Annotated in this window: 14 protein-coding genes; 10 read left to right on the forward strand and 4 right to left on the reverse strand. The window is 70.1% G+C overall.

Annotation, left to right across the window (positions count from 1 at the left end):
* Positions 1 to 2: 2 nt before the first annotated feature.
* Both OG272_RS33810 and OG272_RS33815 read right to left on the reverse strand, forming a co-directional pair.
* Positions 3 to 653: an AIM24 family protein gene (locus tag OG272_RS33810; RefSeq protein WP_257567163.1), complete on the reverse strand. Its 651-nt coding sequence runs from the start codon at positions 651 to 653 to the stop codon at positions 3 to 5.
* 1 nt (position 654) lies between these two features.
* Positions 655 to 1,287, reverse strand: a complete 633-nt coding sequence (locus OG272_RS33815; protein ID WP_046708947.1) for an AIM24 family protein — start codon at positions 1,285 to 1,287, stop codon at positions 655 to 657.
* A gap of 190 nt (positions 1,288 to 1,477) precedes the next feature.
* Here OG272_RS33815 and OG272_RS33820 point away from each other — a divergent pair, with 190 nt between their 5' ends.
* The 8 genes from OG272_RS33820 (at position 1,478) to OG272_RS33855 (ending at position 9,017) form a co-directional block, all read left to right on the forward strand.
* Positions 1,478 to 1,831, forward strand: coding sequence for a DUF3817 domain-containing protein (locus OG272_RS33820; protein WP_326577335.1), 354 nt, complete (start codon positions 1,478 to 1,480; stop codon positions 1,829 to 1,831).
* Positions 1,828 to 2,121, forward strand: coding sequence for an MTH1187 family thiamine-binding protein (locus OG272_RS33825; protein WP_326577333.1), 294 nt, complete (start codon positions 1,828 to 1,830; stop codon positions 2,119 to 2,121). Before OG272_RS33820 ends, OG272_RS33825 begins: the two co-directional genes overlap by 4 nt.
* 201 nt (positions 2,122 to 2,322) lie before the next feature.
* Positions 2,323 to 3,069 (forward strand): hypothetical protein, encoded by a 747-nt coding sequence (locus tag OG272_RS33830; RefSeq protein WP_405895420.1) that lies wholly within the window; start codon positions 2,323 to 2,325, stop codon positions 3,067 to 3,069.
* Between the two features lie 6 nt (positions 3,070 to 3,075).
* Positions 3,076 to 3,798, forward strand: a complete 723-nt coding sequence (locus tag OG272_RS33835) for a DUF4166 domain-containing protein (protein ID WP_327727775.1) — start codon at positions 3,076 to 3,078, stop codon at positions 3,796 to 3,798.
* Positions 3,795 to 4,427 carry a TetR/AcrR family transcriptional regulator gene (locus OG272_RS33840; protein ID WP_326577328.1) on the forward strand — a complete coding sequence of 211 codons (633 nt, stop codon included), beginning with the start codon at positions 3,795 to 3,797 and terminating at the stop codon, positions 4,425 to 4,427. The genes OG272_RS33835 and OG272_RS33840 overlap by 4 nt, the downstream gene beginning before the upstream one ends.
* A 279-nt stretch (positions 4,428 to 4,706) precedes the next feature.
* Complete coding sequence (locus tag OG272_RS33845) at positions 4,707 to 6,476, forward strand: glycosyltransferase family 2 protein (protein ID WP_405895421.1); 1,770 nt, start codon at positions 4,707 to 4,709, stop codon at positions 6,474 to 6,476.
* A gap of 3 nt (positions 6,477 to 6,479) precedes the next feature.
* Entirely contained in the window at positions 6,480 to 8,435 is a 1,956-nt protein-coding gene (locus tag OG272_RS33850; protein ID WP_405895422.1) for a galactose oxidase-like domain-containing protein, read from the forward strand.
* Positions 8,436 to 8,507: 72 nt separating this feature from the next.
* Entirely contained in the window at positions 8,508 to 9,017 is a 510-nt protein-coding gene (locus OG272_RS33855; RefSeq protein ID WP_326577322.1) for a MarR family transcriptional regulator, read from the forward strand.
* 31 nt (positions 9,018 to 9,048) lie between these two features.
* Here OG272_RS33855 and OG272_RS33860 read toward each other — a convergent pair whose 3' ends face one another.
* Positions 9,049 to 9,390 (reverse strand): DUF3817 domain-containing protein, encoded by a 342-nt coding sequence (locus OG272_RS33860; RefSeq protein ID WP_326577320.1) that lies wholly within the window; start codon positions 9,388 to 9,390, stop codon positions 9,049 to 9,051.
* 94 nt (positions 9,391 to 9,484) lie between these two features.
* Between OG272_RS33860 and OG272_RS33865 the strand changes: the two genes are divergently transcribed.
* Positions 9,485 to 11,185, forward strand: a complete 1,701-nt coding sequence (locus OG272_RS33865) for a methylmalonyl-CoA mutase (RefSeq protein ID WP_405895423.1) — start codon at positions 9,485 to 9,487, stop codon at positions 11,183 to 11,185.
* 221 nt (positions 11,186 to 11,406) lie between these two features.
* On the opposite strand, the gene OG272_RS33870 is transcribed toward OG272_RS33865, so the two are convergent.
* A complete protein-coding gene (locus tag OG272_RS33870; protein ID WP_326577316.1) occupies positions 11,407 to 12,042 on the reverse strand; it encodes a TetR/AcrR family transcriptional regulator in 636 nt (211 codons plus the stop codon).
* 190 nt (positions 12,043 to 12,232) lie between these two features.
* On the opposite strand from OG272_RS33870, the gene OG272_RS33875 reads away from it, so the two are divergent.
* Positions 12,233 to 13,210 carry a tetratricopeptide repeat protein gene (locus tag OG272_RS33875; RefSeq protein ID WP_326577314.1) on the forward strand — a complete coding sequence of 326 codons (978 nt, stop codon included), beginning with the start codon at positions 12,233 to 12,235 and terminating at the stop codon, positions 13,208 to 13,210.
* Positions 13,211 to 13,769 lie beyond the last annotated feature (559 nt).

Genomic DNA, 13,769 nt, shown 5'->3' on the forward strand with positions numbered 1-13,769 from the left:
GCTCACAGCTTCTCCTCCGAGGCCTGGACGTACACCGCACCACTGCCGCTCAGCTCCAGCTGGAACGCCTCGCCGGAGCCCCGGCCCACCATGTCGCGCCAGCCGAGCGCGGTGGAGAGCTTGTTGCGTACGTCGCCGTGGTGCGCCACGTACGCCTGCGGGTCCACGTGGACCGGGCGCTGGGGGGTGATCGGGACCTCGATCACACCGCCGTGCGCCATGACGGCGACGGCGCCGTGGCCCTTGAGGGTCGTGGTGAACAGACCCTGGCCCGTCACCTGGCCCCGGACCATGCCCATGACGCCACCCTGCGAGCCCATGAACATCGTGCCCTGCTGGAGGGTGCCGTCGAAGGCCAGCAGGCGGTCGGCCTCGACGTAGAGCGTCTCGCCGGTCAGGTTGATCACCTGGATGTGGTGGCCGCCGTGCCCGAACAGCACCGTGCCGCTGCCCTCGACGGTCATCAGCGGCGTCGCCTCGCCCGCCACCCGACGGCCGATCATCGACGCGATACCGCCCTGGCCGCCCTGTGTGTTGGGGGTGAAGGACACCTCGCCCCGGTAGGCGAGCATCGCGCCGCGCTGGCTGAACAGCCGCTGGCCCGGCATCACGGTCGCCTCGATCATCTTCGAATTGATCTCACGGAAGGCCATGTCACACGTCTCCCGCCACCGTGTTGCGCTCGCTGGGCTGGACATAGACGAGTCCGTCGCCCTCGAAGCGGATCTGGAAGGCCTCGCCGCCGCCCTCGCCCATGAACGTGCGGAACGTCACACCGGACTGGAAGGACTGCTGGAGGTCGCCCTGGTGCGCGATGTACGCCCCCGGGTCCACCGTCAGCGGGTACTGGCGGCTCACCCGCAGCACCACCGCCGGGCCGTCGGACATGATCGCCGCCTGGCCGTGGCCCTCGATGGTCGTGGTGAACAGGCCGTTGCCCTGCGAGGCGCCACGCAGCCCCGTGAAGCTCGTGCCCGTACGCAGCCCGGAGTCCGTCGCGAGCAGATTGCTCGACTCCACGTACAGCTTGTCCCCCTGAAGGTTCACGAGGTTGATCTCGGACGCCCGGTCCGCGAACCAGCAGGTCCCTTGCCCGGTCACCTCCATCAACGTCATCTGTTCGCCCGTGAGGCGCCGCGTCACCATCCCGCGCAGGCCCTCACCACCGCCGCTCAGTTTTTTGAACGACATCTGACCGTCGTACGCGACCATCGAGCCGTTCTTCGCCTTCACGGCGTCCCCGGTCATGTCGACGGCCAGCACTTTGCTGCCTTGAAGTCGGAACATTGCCACGCGGTGACGGTAACCGCCCGATGGCGGACAGGACAGGGCCCAGAGGTGGATCTCGACCCTGAAGGGACCCTAGGGGACGTCGTGAGATTGACGGATGCCAGAATGGACGGCGCTTGTGCTTCCGTTCACAAAGATCGACCCGCGACGCGACGACTCGCCCCGCCGACCCCACCGAAGGTGACCCGTGGACATAAAGACCGCCTCCGCCCTGCGCCGCCTGCGCCTCGTCTCCGCCCCCGAGGCCGTCTCCTTCCTGCTGCTGCTCGTCTGCTCGGTGCTGAAGCGCACCACGGAGTTCAACGCGGTGCCGGTGATGGGCTGGGTCCACGCCATCCTCTTCATCCTGTACCTGGTCTTCTGGGCCGACGCCTGGAACCGCACCAAGTGGCCCCTGAAGACCGCCGCGCTCTACTTCGCCCTCTCCGTCCTGCCCACCGGCGGCTTCTTCGCCGACCGCAGGCTCCGCCGCGAGGCCGAGAACGCGGTCCACGCGGCGATCGCCACCCGCGCCGACGAGGAAGGCGCGGTGAAAGCGTGATCGTCGCCTTCTCCGTGACCCCCCTCGGCGTCGGCGAGGACGTGGGGGAGTACGTCGCCGAGGCCGTACGGGTCGTCCGCGCGTCGGGCCTGCCGAACCGGACCGACGCGATGTTCACCTCGATCGAGGGTGAGTGGGACGAGGTGATGGACGTCGTGCGCCGCGCCGTCGCCGCCGTCGAGGAGCGCGCGCCCCGCGTCTCCCTCGTCCTCAAGGCCGACATCAGGCCCGGCGTCACGGACGGCCTGACGTCGAAGGTGGAGACGGTGGAGCGCCACCTGTCCGCGTAGCCCGGTAGCCCAGTAGCCCGTACCGCCGCTTGGTGAACCCCGGTCCTGCTTGGTGAACCCCGGTCCTGCTTCGTGACCCCGGTCCTTCTGGGCCGGGGTTTTCTCGTGCCGCACTTTTTGAGCGATCGCTCAAATCGGTGTACGGTCTTGTCCAGTCGCTTGAGCAGTCGCTCAAAAAACGCGCTGAACTGGGGGAACAGGATGGGGCTCTACATAGAGGCACGTATACGGGCCGACCTCGACGAGCTGTGGGCGCGCACCCAGGACCCGGCCTCCCATCAGCGCTGGGACCTGCGCTTCACCGAGATCGACCACCTCCCGCGCGCGGAGGGCGAACCGCAGCGCTTCCGGTACGCCACCCGCGTGCTCCCCGGCCTGACGGTCGCCGGGACGGGAGTCTCGGCCGGGGAGAAGGAACGCCCGGACGGCACCCGGACCTCGGCGCTGCGCTTCGCCTCGCCGCACCCGCTCTCCCTGATCGCCGAGGGCGGCGGCTACTGGCGCTACGTACCGGACGGCGCGGAGGTCCGCTTCCTCACCGGCTACGACTACCACCCCCGCTGGGGCCGTCCCGGCGCGATCGCCGACCGGCTGCTGTTCCGCCCGCTCATGGGCTGGGCCACCGCCTGGTCCTTCGACCGCCTCCGTCTGTGGCTGGAGCGGGACATCACCCCCGAACGTGCCCTGCGCAGCTGGCTCGCCGAGGCGGCCGTACGCGCGCTGACGATCGCGGTCGCCTGCGCCGGACTGGCGTACGGGGCTCTGGCGGACCCGGCGGGCCCCTGGGCGCCGTCGGCGATGTTCGCCACGCCGGTGGCGGCCATGGCGGCGGCCCTGGCCGCCCTGATCGTGCCGCCCCTGCCCGGTACCCCGTCCGCCCGCCGCTGTCTGCGGACCCCGCCCGCACGCGCGCGTGCTCCCCGCCTGCTCGCGACCCTGAAGGGATAGCCGGCCATGGACGTGACGACCCCGACGGCCTCGTCTCCGACGACCGCTCCGGCCTCGATCTTCCGTACGGTCATGGGGGCGGACTTCGACCGGCTCCACCCCGAACTGCGCCGCCGCTTCTCGGTCGGCCTGGCGAGCGGCGAGGCCTGCACCGGCCGGGGGGTGATGGACCGTGTCTGGCACGGGCGGGGCTTGGTGAAGCCGTTCCTCGCGCTCGGCGGCACCCGCAACATCCTCGTCCCGCGCGAGGGGCGGAACGTCCCCTTCACCATCGAGAACGTGCCGTACGTCGACGGCCACGGCCGTGAGACGGTGACCTTCGTGCGTACCTTCGACCTGCCCGGCCGGGCCCGCCGGTTCGACGCCCAGATGGTGCTGAGCCCCAAGGGCGACCGCGTCCTCGACTACCTCGGCACCCACCAACACCTCGCCAGCGACCTGCACTTCAGCGCGGAGGCCGACGGGTCGCTGCTGATCCGCTCCGGCGAGCACCGCTTCCGGGAGGGGCCGGTCGACGTCCGCGTCCCCGAACTCATCGGCGGTGAGGCGGAGGTGCGGGAGCGGTTCGACGAGCGGACCGGACGCTTCCGCATCCGCGTGCGGGTGGTGAACCGGTACGTCGGGCCGCTCTTCGGCTACGAGGGCTCCTTCGCCGCGACCTACGACGACGTCCGGGTGTGCGGGGTCCGGCCCGGTCTGCGGCCGGTCCGCGAGGAGGCGCGGGCGTGAGCGAGGCGACCAGGGCGAAGCTGCTGGAGGGCGCGCTGCGGACCCTCGTCGAGCAGGGGATCGCCAAGACGTCCGCCCGCACGATCGCCGCGACCGCCGGGGTGAACCAGGCGCTCGTCTTCTACCACTTCGGATCCGTGGACGAACTCCTCGCGGCGGCGTGCCGGTACGGGGCGGAGCGGCGCGTCGCCCGCCACCGGGAGCGGCTGGCGACGATCGGCTCCCTCGCGGAGCTGCTGGCCTTCGGGCGGGAGATGCACGAGGAGGAGCGCGCGGAGGGGCATGTGGCCGTTCTGGGGCAGCTCCTCGCGGGGGCGCAGACCCATCCCAGGCTGGCGCCGGCGACCGCGGCGGGGCTGGATCTGTGGATCGCGGAGGTCGAGGGGGTGCTGCGGCGGGTCCTGGCGACATCGCCACTCGGGGAGTTCGCCGACGCGGGAGGGCTGGCCCGGGCCGTCGCCGCGTCCTTCGTGGGGCTGGAGCTGTACGAGGGGGTCGATCCGGAGGGGGCGGGCGCGGCGCTCGCCGCCCTCGAACAGCTGACGGCGCTCGCGGCGGCGCTCGACAGCCTCGGGCCGGTGGCCCAGCGGGCGGTCCGTCACCACCTCCGGAAGACGGCCGGCCGCTGAGTCCGCCGGGTGCCTTTCCCGCCCCCGCCCCCGCCGCCCCTGCCCGTTCCCATCCCAGGGGCGCTGCCCCGTCGACCCCGTTCAGGTGTGTCGGTCGTCCGCGGGTGGGCGGGGGCTGGTCGCGCGGTTCCCCGCGCCCCTGAAAAGCAGGGGTTGCGCCCCGTGCTTCCGGCCCGCACCGCCGTGCCCCCACCCACCCGATCAGCCTAATTAGTTGGACTCGCCACTCAATTGGCCCTTTCGTGTGGGTATCGGCTCGTTCGATCAGTGGAGGGCGCCGTGCGGTCGGAGGTGTACGACTACGACAGCCACAGCAGACTCGCCGGGCCGCTCACGGAGCCCGCGGGATCGGCGTACCAGGTGGAATACCGCAGGCTTCTCTCGCGGGAGCCGCATCGAATACGGGCCGTGCTGCTGATGACGCTGGCGCCGCTGCTGACCGGCGGCCTGCTCGTCTATCTGGTCTGGCCCACGCACTGGGTGGAGCGTGAGGGCGGGGACCCCTGGCTCGTCGGGCTCGACGTCACGATGCTGACGGCCATCGGGCTGATCGAGCTGTTCATGGTGGTCAACGTGGCGTCGATCGCCCACGCGACGATGGTCGCGCGCGATCCCGTACCGGTCGTCCCCGAACCCGGCACCCGCGTCGCCTTCCTCACCACCTACGTCCCGGGCAAGGAACCCCTCGCCATGGTCCGGGCCACCCTGGAGGGCGCGACGCGGATCCGCCACGACGGCCACCTCGACATCTGGCTCCTCGACGAGGGTGACGACGACCGGGCGAAGGCGCTCTGCGCGGAACTCGGCGTCCGGCACTTCTCCCGCAGGGGCGTACCCGAGTGGAACCGGTCGAAGGGCGCCCACAAGGCCCGTACCAAGCACGGCAACTACAACGCGTGGATCGCCCGGCACGGCGAGGAGTACGAGTTCTTCGCCTCCGTCGACACCGACCACGTGCCGCTCCCCGAGTTCCTGGAGCGGATGCTGGGGTACTTCCGCGACCCGGACGTCGCCTTCGTCGTCGGACCGCAGGTGTACGGGAACTACGTCACCCCGGTCACCAAGGCGGCCGAATCCCAGCAGTTCCTCTTCCACGCCCTCATCCAGCGCGCCGGCAACCGCTACCGCGCCCCCATGTTCGTCGGCACCAACAACGTCGTACGCGTCGCGGCCCTGCGGCAGATCGGCGGGCTGTACGACTCCATCACCGAGGACATGGCCACCGGCTTCGAACTGCACCGGCACCGGAACCCCGGGACGCGCGGGCACTGGCGGTCCGTGTACACGCCCGACGTGCTCGCGGTGGGGGAGGGGCCGGCGTCCTGGACGGACTTCTTCGCCCAGCAGATGCGCTGGTCGCGCGGGACCTACGAGACGCTGTTCAAGCAGTACTGGAAGGCGCCCTTCACGATGCCCCCAGGGCGCCTCTTCTCGTACACGCTGATGCTCGTCTACTACCCGATGACGGCCGTCAACTGGCTTCTGGGAATCGTCAGTTGTGTGCTGTTCCTTTGGTTCGGGGCATCCGGCACGCAGGTCACCGCCTCCGTCTGGCTGATGCTCTACAGCGACGCGGCCGCCCTCCAGGTGGGGCTGTATCTGTGGAACCGCAGGCACAACGTCTCGCCGCACGAACCGGAAGGGTCGGGCGGGCTCGCCGGGATGGCGATGTCGGCGCTCTCCGCGCCCGTCTACCTGCAGTCCCTGGGCGCCGCCGTGCTCCGGCTGCCCTGCCGTTTCGTCGTCACGCCGAAGGGCGGCGACGTGAGCCCCGACCGGCTGCTGACCTTCCGGATCCATCTGTTCTGGGCGGCCGTGCTCGCCTCGTCGCTGACCGCGTCGTTCGTCCTCGGCCACACCCATGTGGCCATGCGCACCTGGGCCGTCCTCGCCATGGCGATCTCGCTCGCGCCCGTCGGGGTGTGGGCCCTCACCCGGCTCACCGAGGGGAGGAAGCCCGCCCTCGCGACCCCGCCCACCCCCACCCCCAACCCCGCACCCGCACCCGCCGCCCCCTCCGTCTCCGGCACCACGACAGGAGGTAACTGACCCATGGCACACCGACCCTCGAAGAAGACCAGGAAGACCTTGCTCGGGGTCGGCGCCGTCGCGCTGCTCGCCGGTCTCAACGCCCCGGCCGCCATCGGTTTCGCGCAGGAGCGATACCACGAGTGGAAGATCGCCCAACCCGACTACCAGGCCAGATACGGCTCCTGGAGCCAGGTCGACATCCCCGAGCGGTTCCGCACCAACGCCATACACGCGGCCCTGCTGCACACCGGCAAGGTGCTGATCGTCGCCGGATCGGGCAACGAGCAGAAGAAGTTCGACAAGGGATCCTTCGACACCGTCCTGTGGGACCCGGCGCGGAACACGTACAGGAAGATCCCCACCCCCGTGGACTTCTTCTGCGCCGGACACGCCCAACTCCCCGACGGCCGCCTCCTGGTGGCCGGCGGCACCGCCCGTTACGAGCTGCTGGAGAGCGAGGTCGAACGGGCCGGCGGCGGTATGCGGGTGAAGAACGAGAACCCCGACAAGGCGGTCGTCCTGAAGAAGGGGACCCGTTTCCGCTCGCCCTCCGGCGTCGAGTACGTCAGCCGCTTCGACGTCACCGTTCCCAAGGCCAGGCGCACCTTCGGCATCACCCACGACGCGGCCGGTGTCATGCGGCCCTGGAAGACCGAGGTCACCGCGAGCGAGGCCCGGGTCTTCGTCGAGGCCGTGGACAAGGGCGCCGGATCCGTCACGCCCGGGCGGGCCCAGTACGAGATCCTCGGCCTCAAGGGCGAGGACGCCGTCAACACGTACGGCCTCGCCGAGAAGATCACCCTGGACAAGCAGGACTTCCAGGGGATCAGGGCGGCGTACGAGTTCGATCCGAAGGCCGAGAAGTACGTGCCGGTCGCCCCGATGAGGAAGGCCCGCTGGTATCCGACGCTCGTCGGACTGGCGGACGGGCGGGTGCTGGCCGTCTCCGGCCTCGACGACGTCGGTGTGGTCGACCCCGGTGACAACGAGATCTACGACCCGAGGACCAAGAAGTGGAAGCCCGGCCCGCAGCGGTACTTCCCCACCTACCCCGCCCTCTTCCTCATCCGGGGCGGCAAGCTCTTCTACCCGGCCTCCAACGCCGGCTACGGGCCCGACGACCTCGGCCGCGAACCCGGCATCTGGGACCTGAGGACCAACAGGTTCCAGAAGGTGAAGGGCCTCACCGACCTCGACCGGACCGAGACCTCGGCGTCCGTACTGCTGCCGCCCGCCCAGGACCAGAAGGTGATGATCCTCGGCGGCGGAGGCGTCGGTGAGTCGGGGAAGGCGACCTCGCGCACCGCCGTCATCGACCTCAAGAAGGAGAACCCGGCCTTCGAGGACGGCCCCGACCTCCCCCAGGGCACCCGCTACCTGAACAGCGTGCTCATGCCCGACGACACCGTCTTCACCTCCAACGGCTCCGGCGACTACCGGGGCCGCAGCGCCAGCAACATCCTCAAGGCGCAGTTCTACGACCCGAGGTCCAACTCCTTCCGCGGTGCCGCCGCCCCCAAGGTCGGCCGCAACTACCACTCCGAGGCCCTGCTCCTGCCCGACGGCCGGGTCGCCACCTTCGGCTCCGACCCGCTCTTCGACGACCAGCGGAACACCAAGCTGGGCCACTTCGAGCAGCGCATGGAGATCTACACGCCGCCCCTCCTCCACAAGTACGGCAGGAAGCGGCCCGTCCTCGGCGACGGCCCCCAGGAGATCGACGCCAAGGGCCGAGCCACCTTCGCCACCACCCACCCCGAACGCGTCGCCGACGCCCGCCTCATCCGTCCCAGCGCCGTGACCCACAGCACGGACGTCGAGCAGCGCTCCATCGCCCTGGAGGTGACCAGGACCCGCGACTCGGTCACCGTCGACGTACCGGACGACCGGACCCTCGTCCCGCCCGGCTGGTACATGCTCTTCGTGACGGACGGGGAGGGCACGCCGTCGAAGGCGAAGTGGATCCAGGTCAGGTGACGCGGCGGACCAATGTGACCGAAAAGCGAGACGGGGCTGACCAACATGTGACCGGCCGGTAAGGTCGATGCCGTGCCGAAGCCGCTCAGCCTCTCCTTCGATCCCATCTCGCGCGCCGACGAGCACTGGAAGCAGCGCTGGGGAAACGTCCCGTCCATGGGCGCGATCACGTCGATCATGCGCGCCCAGCAGATCCTGCTGGCGGAGGTCGACGCGGTGGTCAAGCCGTACGGCCTGACGTTCGCGCGCTACGAGGCTCTCGTGCTGCTCACCTTCTCCCAGAAGGGCGAGCTGCCGATGTCCAAGATCGGCGAGCGGCTCATGGTGCACCCGACGTCCGTGACGAACACGGTCGACCGCCTGGTGAAGTCCGGCCTCGTCGACAAACGCCCCAACCCCAACGACGGCCGCGGCACCCTCGCCTCCATCACCGACAAGGGCCGCGAGGTCTGCGACGCGGCCACCCGTGACCTGATGTCCATGGACTTCGGCCTCGGTGTCTACGACGCCGAGGAGTGCGCGGAGATCTTCGCGATGCTCCGGCCGCTGCGGGTGGCGGCGGGGGACTTCGAGGAGAGCTGACCGGCGGCCGCCGGCTCCCGGTACGGGGTTGTCAGGCGGCGGCGGGGTTCGGGGCCGCTTCCTTGATGATCAGCGGCTCGACCTCGCGGCTCACCTTGCGTTCGACGAAGAAGGCGGCGGTGGGGACGGTGCCGGCGAGCAGCACCCAGGCGAGGCGGCCCAGCGGCATCTTCGCCTTGCTGCCGAGGTCGAAGGCGAAGACCAGGTACAGCACGTACAGCCAGCCGTGGGCGAAGCCGATCACCGTGACGAAGCTGTCGAAGCCGTCCAGGTCCAGCAGACGCTTACCGATCACGCCCGCCGTCAGCAGGATCAGCAGGACAGCGGTGACGTAGGCCATCACCCGGTAGCGGGTCAAGACGCTCTTCTTCATGGCGTCGAGCGTAACGGGTGCTTTTGGGTGCCTCGCGCGCGCGTCCTGGCCTGCGTCGCTGTCATTTACTAGGACGTCCAAGTAAATTGGTGTCATGGACGCTGACGCCATCGAAGAGGGCCGCCGCCGCTGGCAGGACCGTTACGACTCCGCGCGGAAGCGGGAGGCCGACTTCACGACGCTCTCCGGGGATCCGGTGGAGCCCGCGTACGGGCCCCGGCCGGGGGACGTGTACGAGGGGTTCGAGCGGATCGGGTGGCCGGGGGAGTATCCGTTCACGCGCGGGCTGTATCCGACCGGGTACCGGGGGCGGACCTGGACGATCCGCCAGTTCGCGGGGTTCGGGAACGCGGAGCAGACGAACGAGCGGTACAAGAAGATCCTCGCCAACGGTGGCGGGGGGCTGTCCGTCGCGTTCGACATGCCGACGCTCATGGGGCGGGACTCCGACGAACTCCGGTCCCTGGGGGAGGTCGGGCACTGCGGGGTGGCCATCGACTCCGCCGCCGACATGGAGGTGCTGTTCAAGGACATCCCGCTGGGGGACGTCACGACCTCCATGACGATCAGCGGGCCCGCCGTTCCCGTCTTCTGCATGTATCTCGTCGCCGCCGAGCGGCAGGGCGTCGATCCGCGGGTGCTCAACGGCACGCTCCAGACCGACATCTTCAAGGAGTACATCGCGCAGAAGGAGTGGCTCTTCCAGCCCGAGCCGCATCTCCGCCTCATCGGTGACCTCATGGAGCACTGCGCGGCCGAGATCCCCGCCTACAAGCCGCTGTCCGTCTCCGGCTACCACATCCGCGAGGCCGGGGCCACGGCCGCGCAGGAGCTGGCGTACACGCTCGCGGACGGGTTCGGGTATGTGGAGCTGGGGCTCAGCCGGGGGCTGGACGTCGATGTGTTCGCGCCCGGACTGTCGTTCTTCTTCGACGCGCACGTCGACTTCTTCGAGGAGATCGCCAAGTTCCGCGCGGCGCGCAGGATCTGGGCGCGGTGGATGCGGGACGTGTACGGGGCCCGCACCGACAAGGCGCAGTGGCTGCGGTTCCACACGCAGACCGCCGGGGTCTCCCTGACCGCGCAGCAGCCGTACAACAACGTGGTGCGTACGGCGGTGGAGGCGCTGTCCGCGGTGCTCGGCGGCACCAACTCCCTGCACACCAACGCGTTGGACGAGACCCTGGCGCTGCCGTCCGAGCAGGCCGCGGAGATCGCCCTGCGGACGCAGCAGGTGCTCATGGAGGAGACCGGGGTCGCCAACGTGGCCGATCCGCTGGGTGGTTCGTGGTACGTCGAGCAGCTGACCGACCGTATCGAGGCGGACGCGGAGAAGATCTTCGACCAGATCAGGGAGCGGGGGCTGCGGGCCCACCCCGACGGACGGCACCCCATCGGGCCGATCACGTCCGGGATCCTGCGGGGGATCGAGGACGGGTGGTTCACCGGGGAGATCGCGGAGTCGGCCTTCCGGTACCAGCAGGCCCTGGAGAAGGGCGAGAAGCGGGTCGTCGGTGTCAACGTCCACCACGGGTCCGTGACGGGCGATCTGGAGATCCTGCGGGTCAGTCACGAGGTGGAGCGGGAGCAGGTGCGGGTCCTCGCGGGGCGGAAGGGCGCGCGGGACGACGCGGCCGTGGGGCGGGCGCTCGACGCCATGCTCGCGGCCGCGCGGGACGGGGCCAACATGATCGAGCCCATGCTCGACGCGGTGCGGGCCGAGGCGACGCTGGGGGAGATCTGTGGGGTGCTGCGGGAGGAGTGGGGGGTCTATACGGAGCCGCCGGGTTTCTAGGAGCGGTCGGGTCGGGTCGGGGCGGGCGTGGGGATTTCCGCCCCCGCCGGCCCTTACCCCTTACCCGTTCCCATCCCCGGGGGCGGTGCCCCTTCGACCCCCCTCTGGGGACGGCAGCCCCCAGGCCCCCGCTGGGAGGCGAGAGGGGGTGACGTGCGTTCGTACGTGTCGGAGCGTCGTGGCCTGTCGCGCGGTTCCCCGCGCCCCCTACGGGCCGCGAATCAGGGCGGCTCCGACGCCGCGCCTCGCAAGCCCAGCAACAACAGCCTGGTGAAGTCCCGTACCCATTCCTCGTCCGCGGGTTCCGCGCTGACGAGGGTGCGGTGGACGACCGCGCCGGCCACGACGTCGAAGACGAGGTCGGTGGTGTGGGAGGCGGTGGAGGGGTCGGTCTCCGGGGGGAGTTCGCCGCGGGCCTGGGCGCGGGAGCGGCCTTCCACGACGAGGCGTTTCTGTCGGTCGACGATGGACGCGCGGATGCGTTCGCGGAGGGCGTCGTCGCGGGTCGACTCGGCGATGACCGCCATGAGTCCGCTCCTGGCCTCCGGGCGGGCCAGGATCGCCGCGAACTGGAGCACCACGCCCTCGATGTCGGCCGCCAGGCTGCCCCGGTCGGGCAGGCGGAGTTCGTCGAAGAGCTCCGCCACCGCGTCCACGACGAGTTCGTTCTTGCCGGCCCAGCGGCGGTAGAGGGTCGTCTTCGCGACGCCGGCCCGCGTCGCCACGTCGCCCAGCGTCAGCTTCGACCAGCCCAGGTCGACCAGCGCCTCCCGGGTCGCCGCCAGGATCGCGGCGTCCGCGGCGGCGCTGCGCGGACGGCCGCCCGTGGCGCGGGAGGCGGGGGTGCGGCTCTGCATCCGCCGACCATATCCGGCCGTTCCCGAACTTCCCCGGGGTGTCGTGAGGCAGATCACTGGGGAGTGGGTAGTGAGGGGTACAGGAGAGTCGCCGGGGCGGTTACGCTACGAGTCGTAGCGAAAGCTTGGGGGGATGCCTGGCTTTCAGGACGCTTTTCACCTGAGTGCTCGGAAGGGGGAGGATGTACTCATGCAGCCACGGAACATGTCCATGAGCGGAGTCGTCGACCTCGCCGCGGTGAAGGCGGCCCAGGAGGCCAAGGCGAAGGCGGAGCAGGCGCGCGCCGAATCGGCCCGGCAGGGCGGCGGAGGAGCGGTCTCCCCGGTCGACCTGGTCATCGATGTCGATGAGGCCGGGTTCGAGAGCGAGGTCCTGCAGCGGTCCACCGAAGTACCCGTCGTCATCGACTTCTGGGCCGAGTGGTGCCAGCCCTGCAAGCAGCTCAGCCCGGTGCTGGAGCGGCTCGCCGTCGAGTACAACGGCAAGTTCGTCCTCGCCAAGATCGATGTCGACGCCAACCAGATGTTGATGCAGCAGTTCGGGATCCAGGGGATTCCGGCGGTGTTCGCCGTTGTCGCGGGGCAGGCGCTGCCCCTCTTCCAGGGGGCCGCCCCCGAGCAGCAGATCCGCTCGACCCTCGACCAGCTCGTGCAGGTCGCCGAGCAGCGCTTCGGGCTCACCGGCCTCGTGGTGGACCCGGACGCCGAGTCCGACGCCCCCGTCGAGGCGGCCCCGCAGATCCCGGCCGGCCCGTACGACCACCTGCTCGAAGCCGCCGTACAGGCCTTGGACGCGGGCGACTTCGGCGGTGCGGTGCAGGCGTACAAGAACGTGCTGAGCGACGACCCGGGCAACACCGAGGCCAAACTGGGCCTCGCGCAGGCCGAGTTGCTCCAGCGCGTGCAGGGCGCCGACCCGCAGGACGTGCGCAAGGCGGCCGCCGAGAACCCGGATGACGCGCAGGCGCAGATCGCGGCGGCGGACCTCGACCTCGTCGGCGGACATGTGGAGGACGCGTTCGGTCGACTCATCGACACGGTGCGGCGCACGGCCGGGGACGACCGGGACGCCGTACGGACGCGGCTGCTGGAGCTCTTCGAGGTGGTCGGCGGCGACGATCCGCGGGTGGCCGCGGCGCGGCGGGCGCTGGCGCGGGCGCTGTTCTGATCCACATGTGAACCTCACACGTGAACCCCACATGTGAACCCCGCGTGTGAACCAGTGCATCGGCTGAGCGTCGGCTGTGGTGGGCGGGGTTCGGGGGGCCGGGACCACCCGTTCCCGGAGTACCGGGACGTGTGTTGCGCGAGTGAGAGATTTGGCGACACAGCGACACCGCGGCCGCGTTTTACCAAATCTTGGTAAACGCGGCCGCTGTTACTGGCAGTAAGAGAAAGTCGTCGATCTGTCGGACTCTGTCCATCTGTCAACCGTTGTGTCGCCTCACTCGGCGCCACCCAGGGTTGCTCGCCGATGCCGATGGGTCGTTGTTCGGTTATCCGTCCGTTACTAGCCAGTAACGACCCCCCTTGCGGGGGCGGCGAGAATGCACCACGATCGGCGACGCTCGGTCCTGTCCCGTACCCCGCCAGCCAGTCGGGTCAACGGTTTTTCTGGGTCCCCACCGAGTAGAGCGGGCGACAGTGGCGCCTGTCTCTTGGGCAGGGGGGTCTCCGCTCAACGGCGGAGCCTGTCCAGCAGGTTGTGCGTGATGCGTGTCAGGCGC

Origin of the sequence: Streptomyces sp. NBC_00104 (assembly GCF_045160825.1) — a bacterium.
In the GTDB taxonomy this organism is placed as follows: domain Bacteria; phylum Actinomycetota; class Actinomycetes; order Streptomycetales; family Streptomycetaceae; genus Streptomyces.

Bases quoted from the DNA above. Each gene is read 5' to 3' on its own strand.
- OG272_RS33815 (WP_046708947.1), bottom strand. From the start codon at position 1,287: ATGTTCCGACTTCAAGGCAGCAAAGTGCTGGCCGTCGACATGACCGGG.
- OG272_RS33810 (WP_257567163.1), bottom strand. From the start codon at position 653: ATGGCCTTCCGTGAGATCAATTCGAAGATGATCGAGGCGACCGTGATG.
- OG272_RS33875 (WP_326577314.1), top strand. From the start codon at position 12,233: ATGCAGCCACGGAACATGTCCATGAGCGGAGTCGTCGACCTCGCCGCG.
- OG272_RS33860 (WP_326577320.1), bottom strand. From the start codon at position 9,390: ATGAAGAAGAGCGTCTTGACCCGCTACCGGGTGATGGCCTACGTCACC.
- OG272_RS33830 (WP_405895420.1), top strand. From the start codon at position 2,323: ATGGGGCTCTACATAGAGGCACGTATACGGGCCGACCTCGACGAGCTG.
- OG272_RS33850 (WP_405895422.1), top strand. From the start codon at position 6,480: ATGGCACACCGACCCTCGAAGAAGACCAGGAAGACCTTGCTCGGGGTC.
- OG272_RS33865 (WP_405895423.1), top strand. From the start codon at position 9,485: ATGGACGCTGACGCCATCGAAGAGGGCCGCCGCCGCTGGCAGGACCGT.
- OG272_RS33870 (WP_326577316.1), bottom strand. From the start codon at position 12,042: ATGCAGAGCCGCACCCCCGCCTCCCGCGCCACGGGCGGCCGTCCGCGC.
- OG272_RS33835 (WP_327727775.1), top strand. From the start codon at position 3,076: ATGGACGTGACGACCCCGACGGCCTCGTCTCCGACGACCGCTCCGGCC.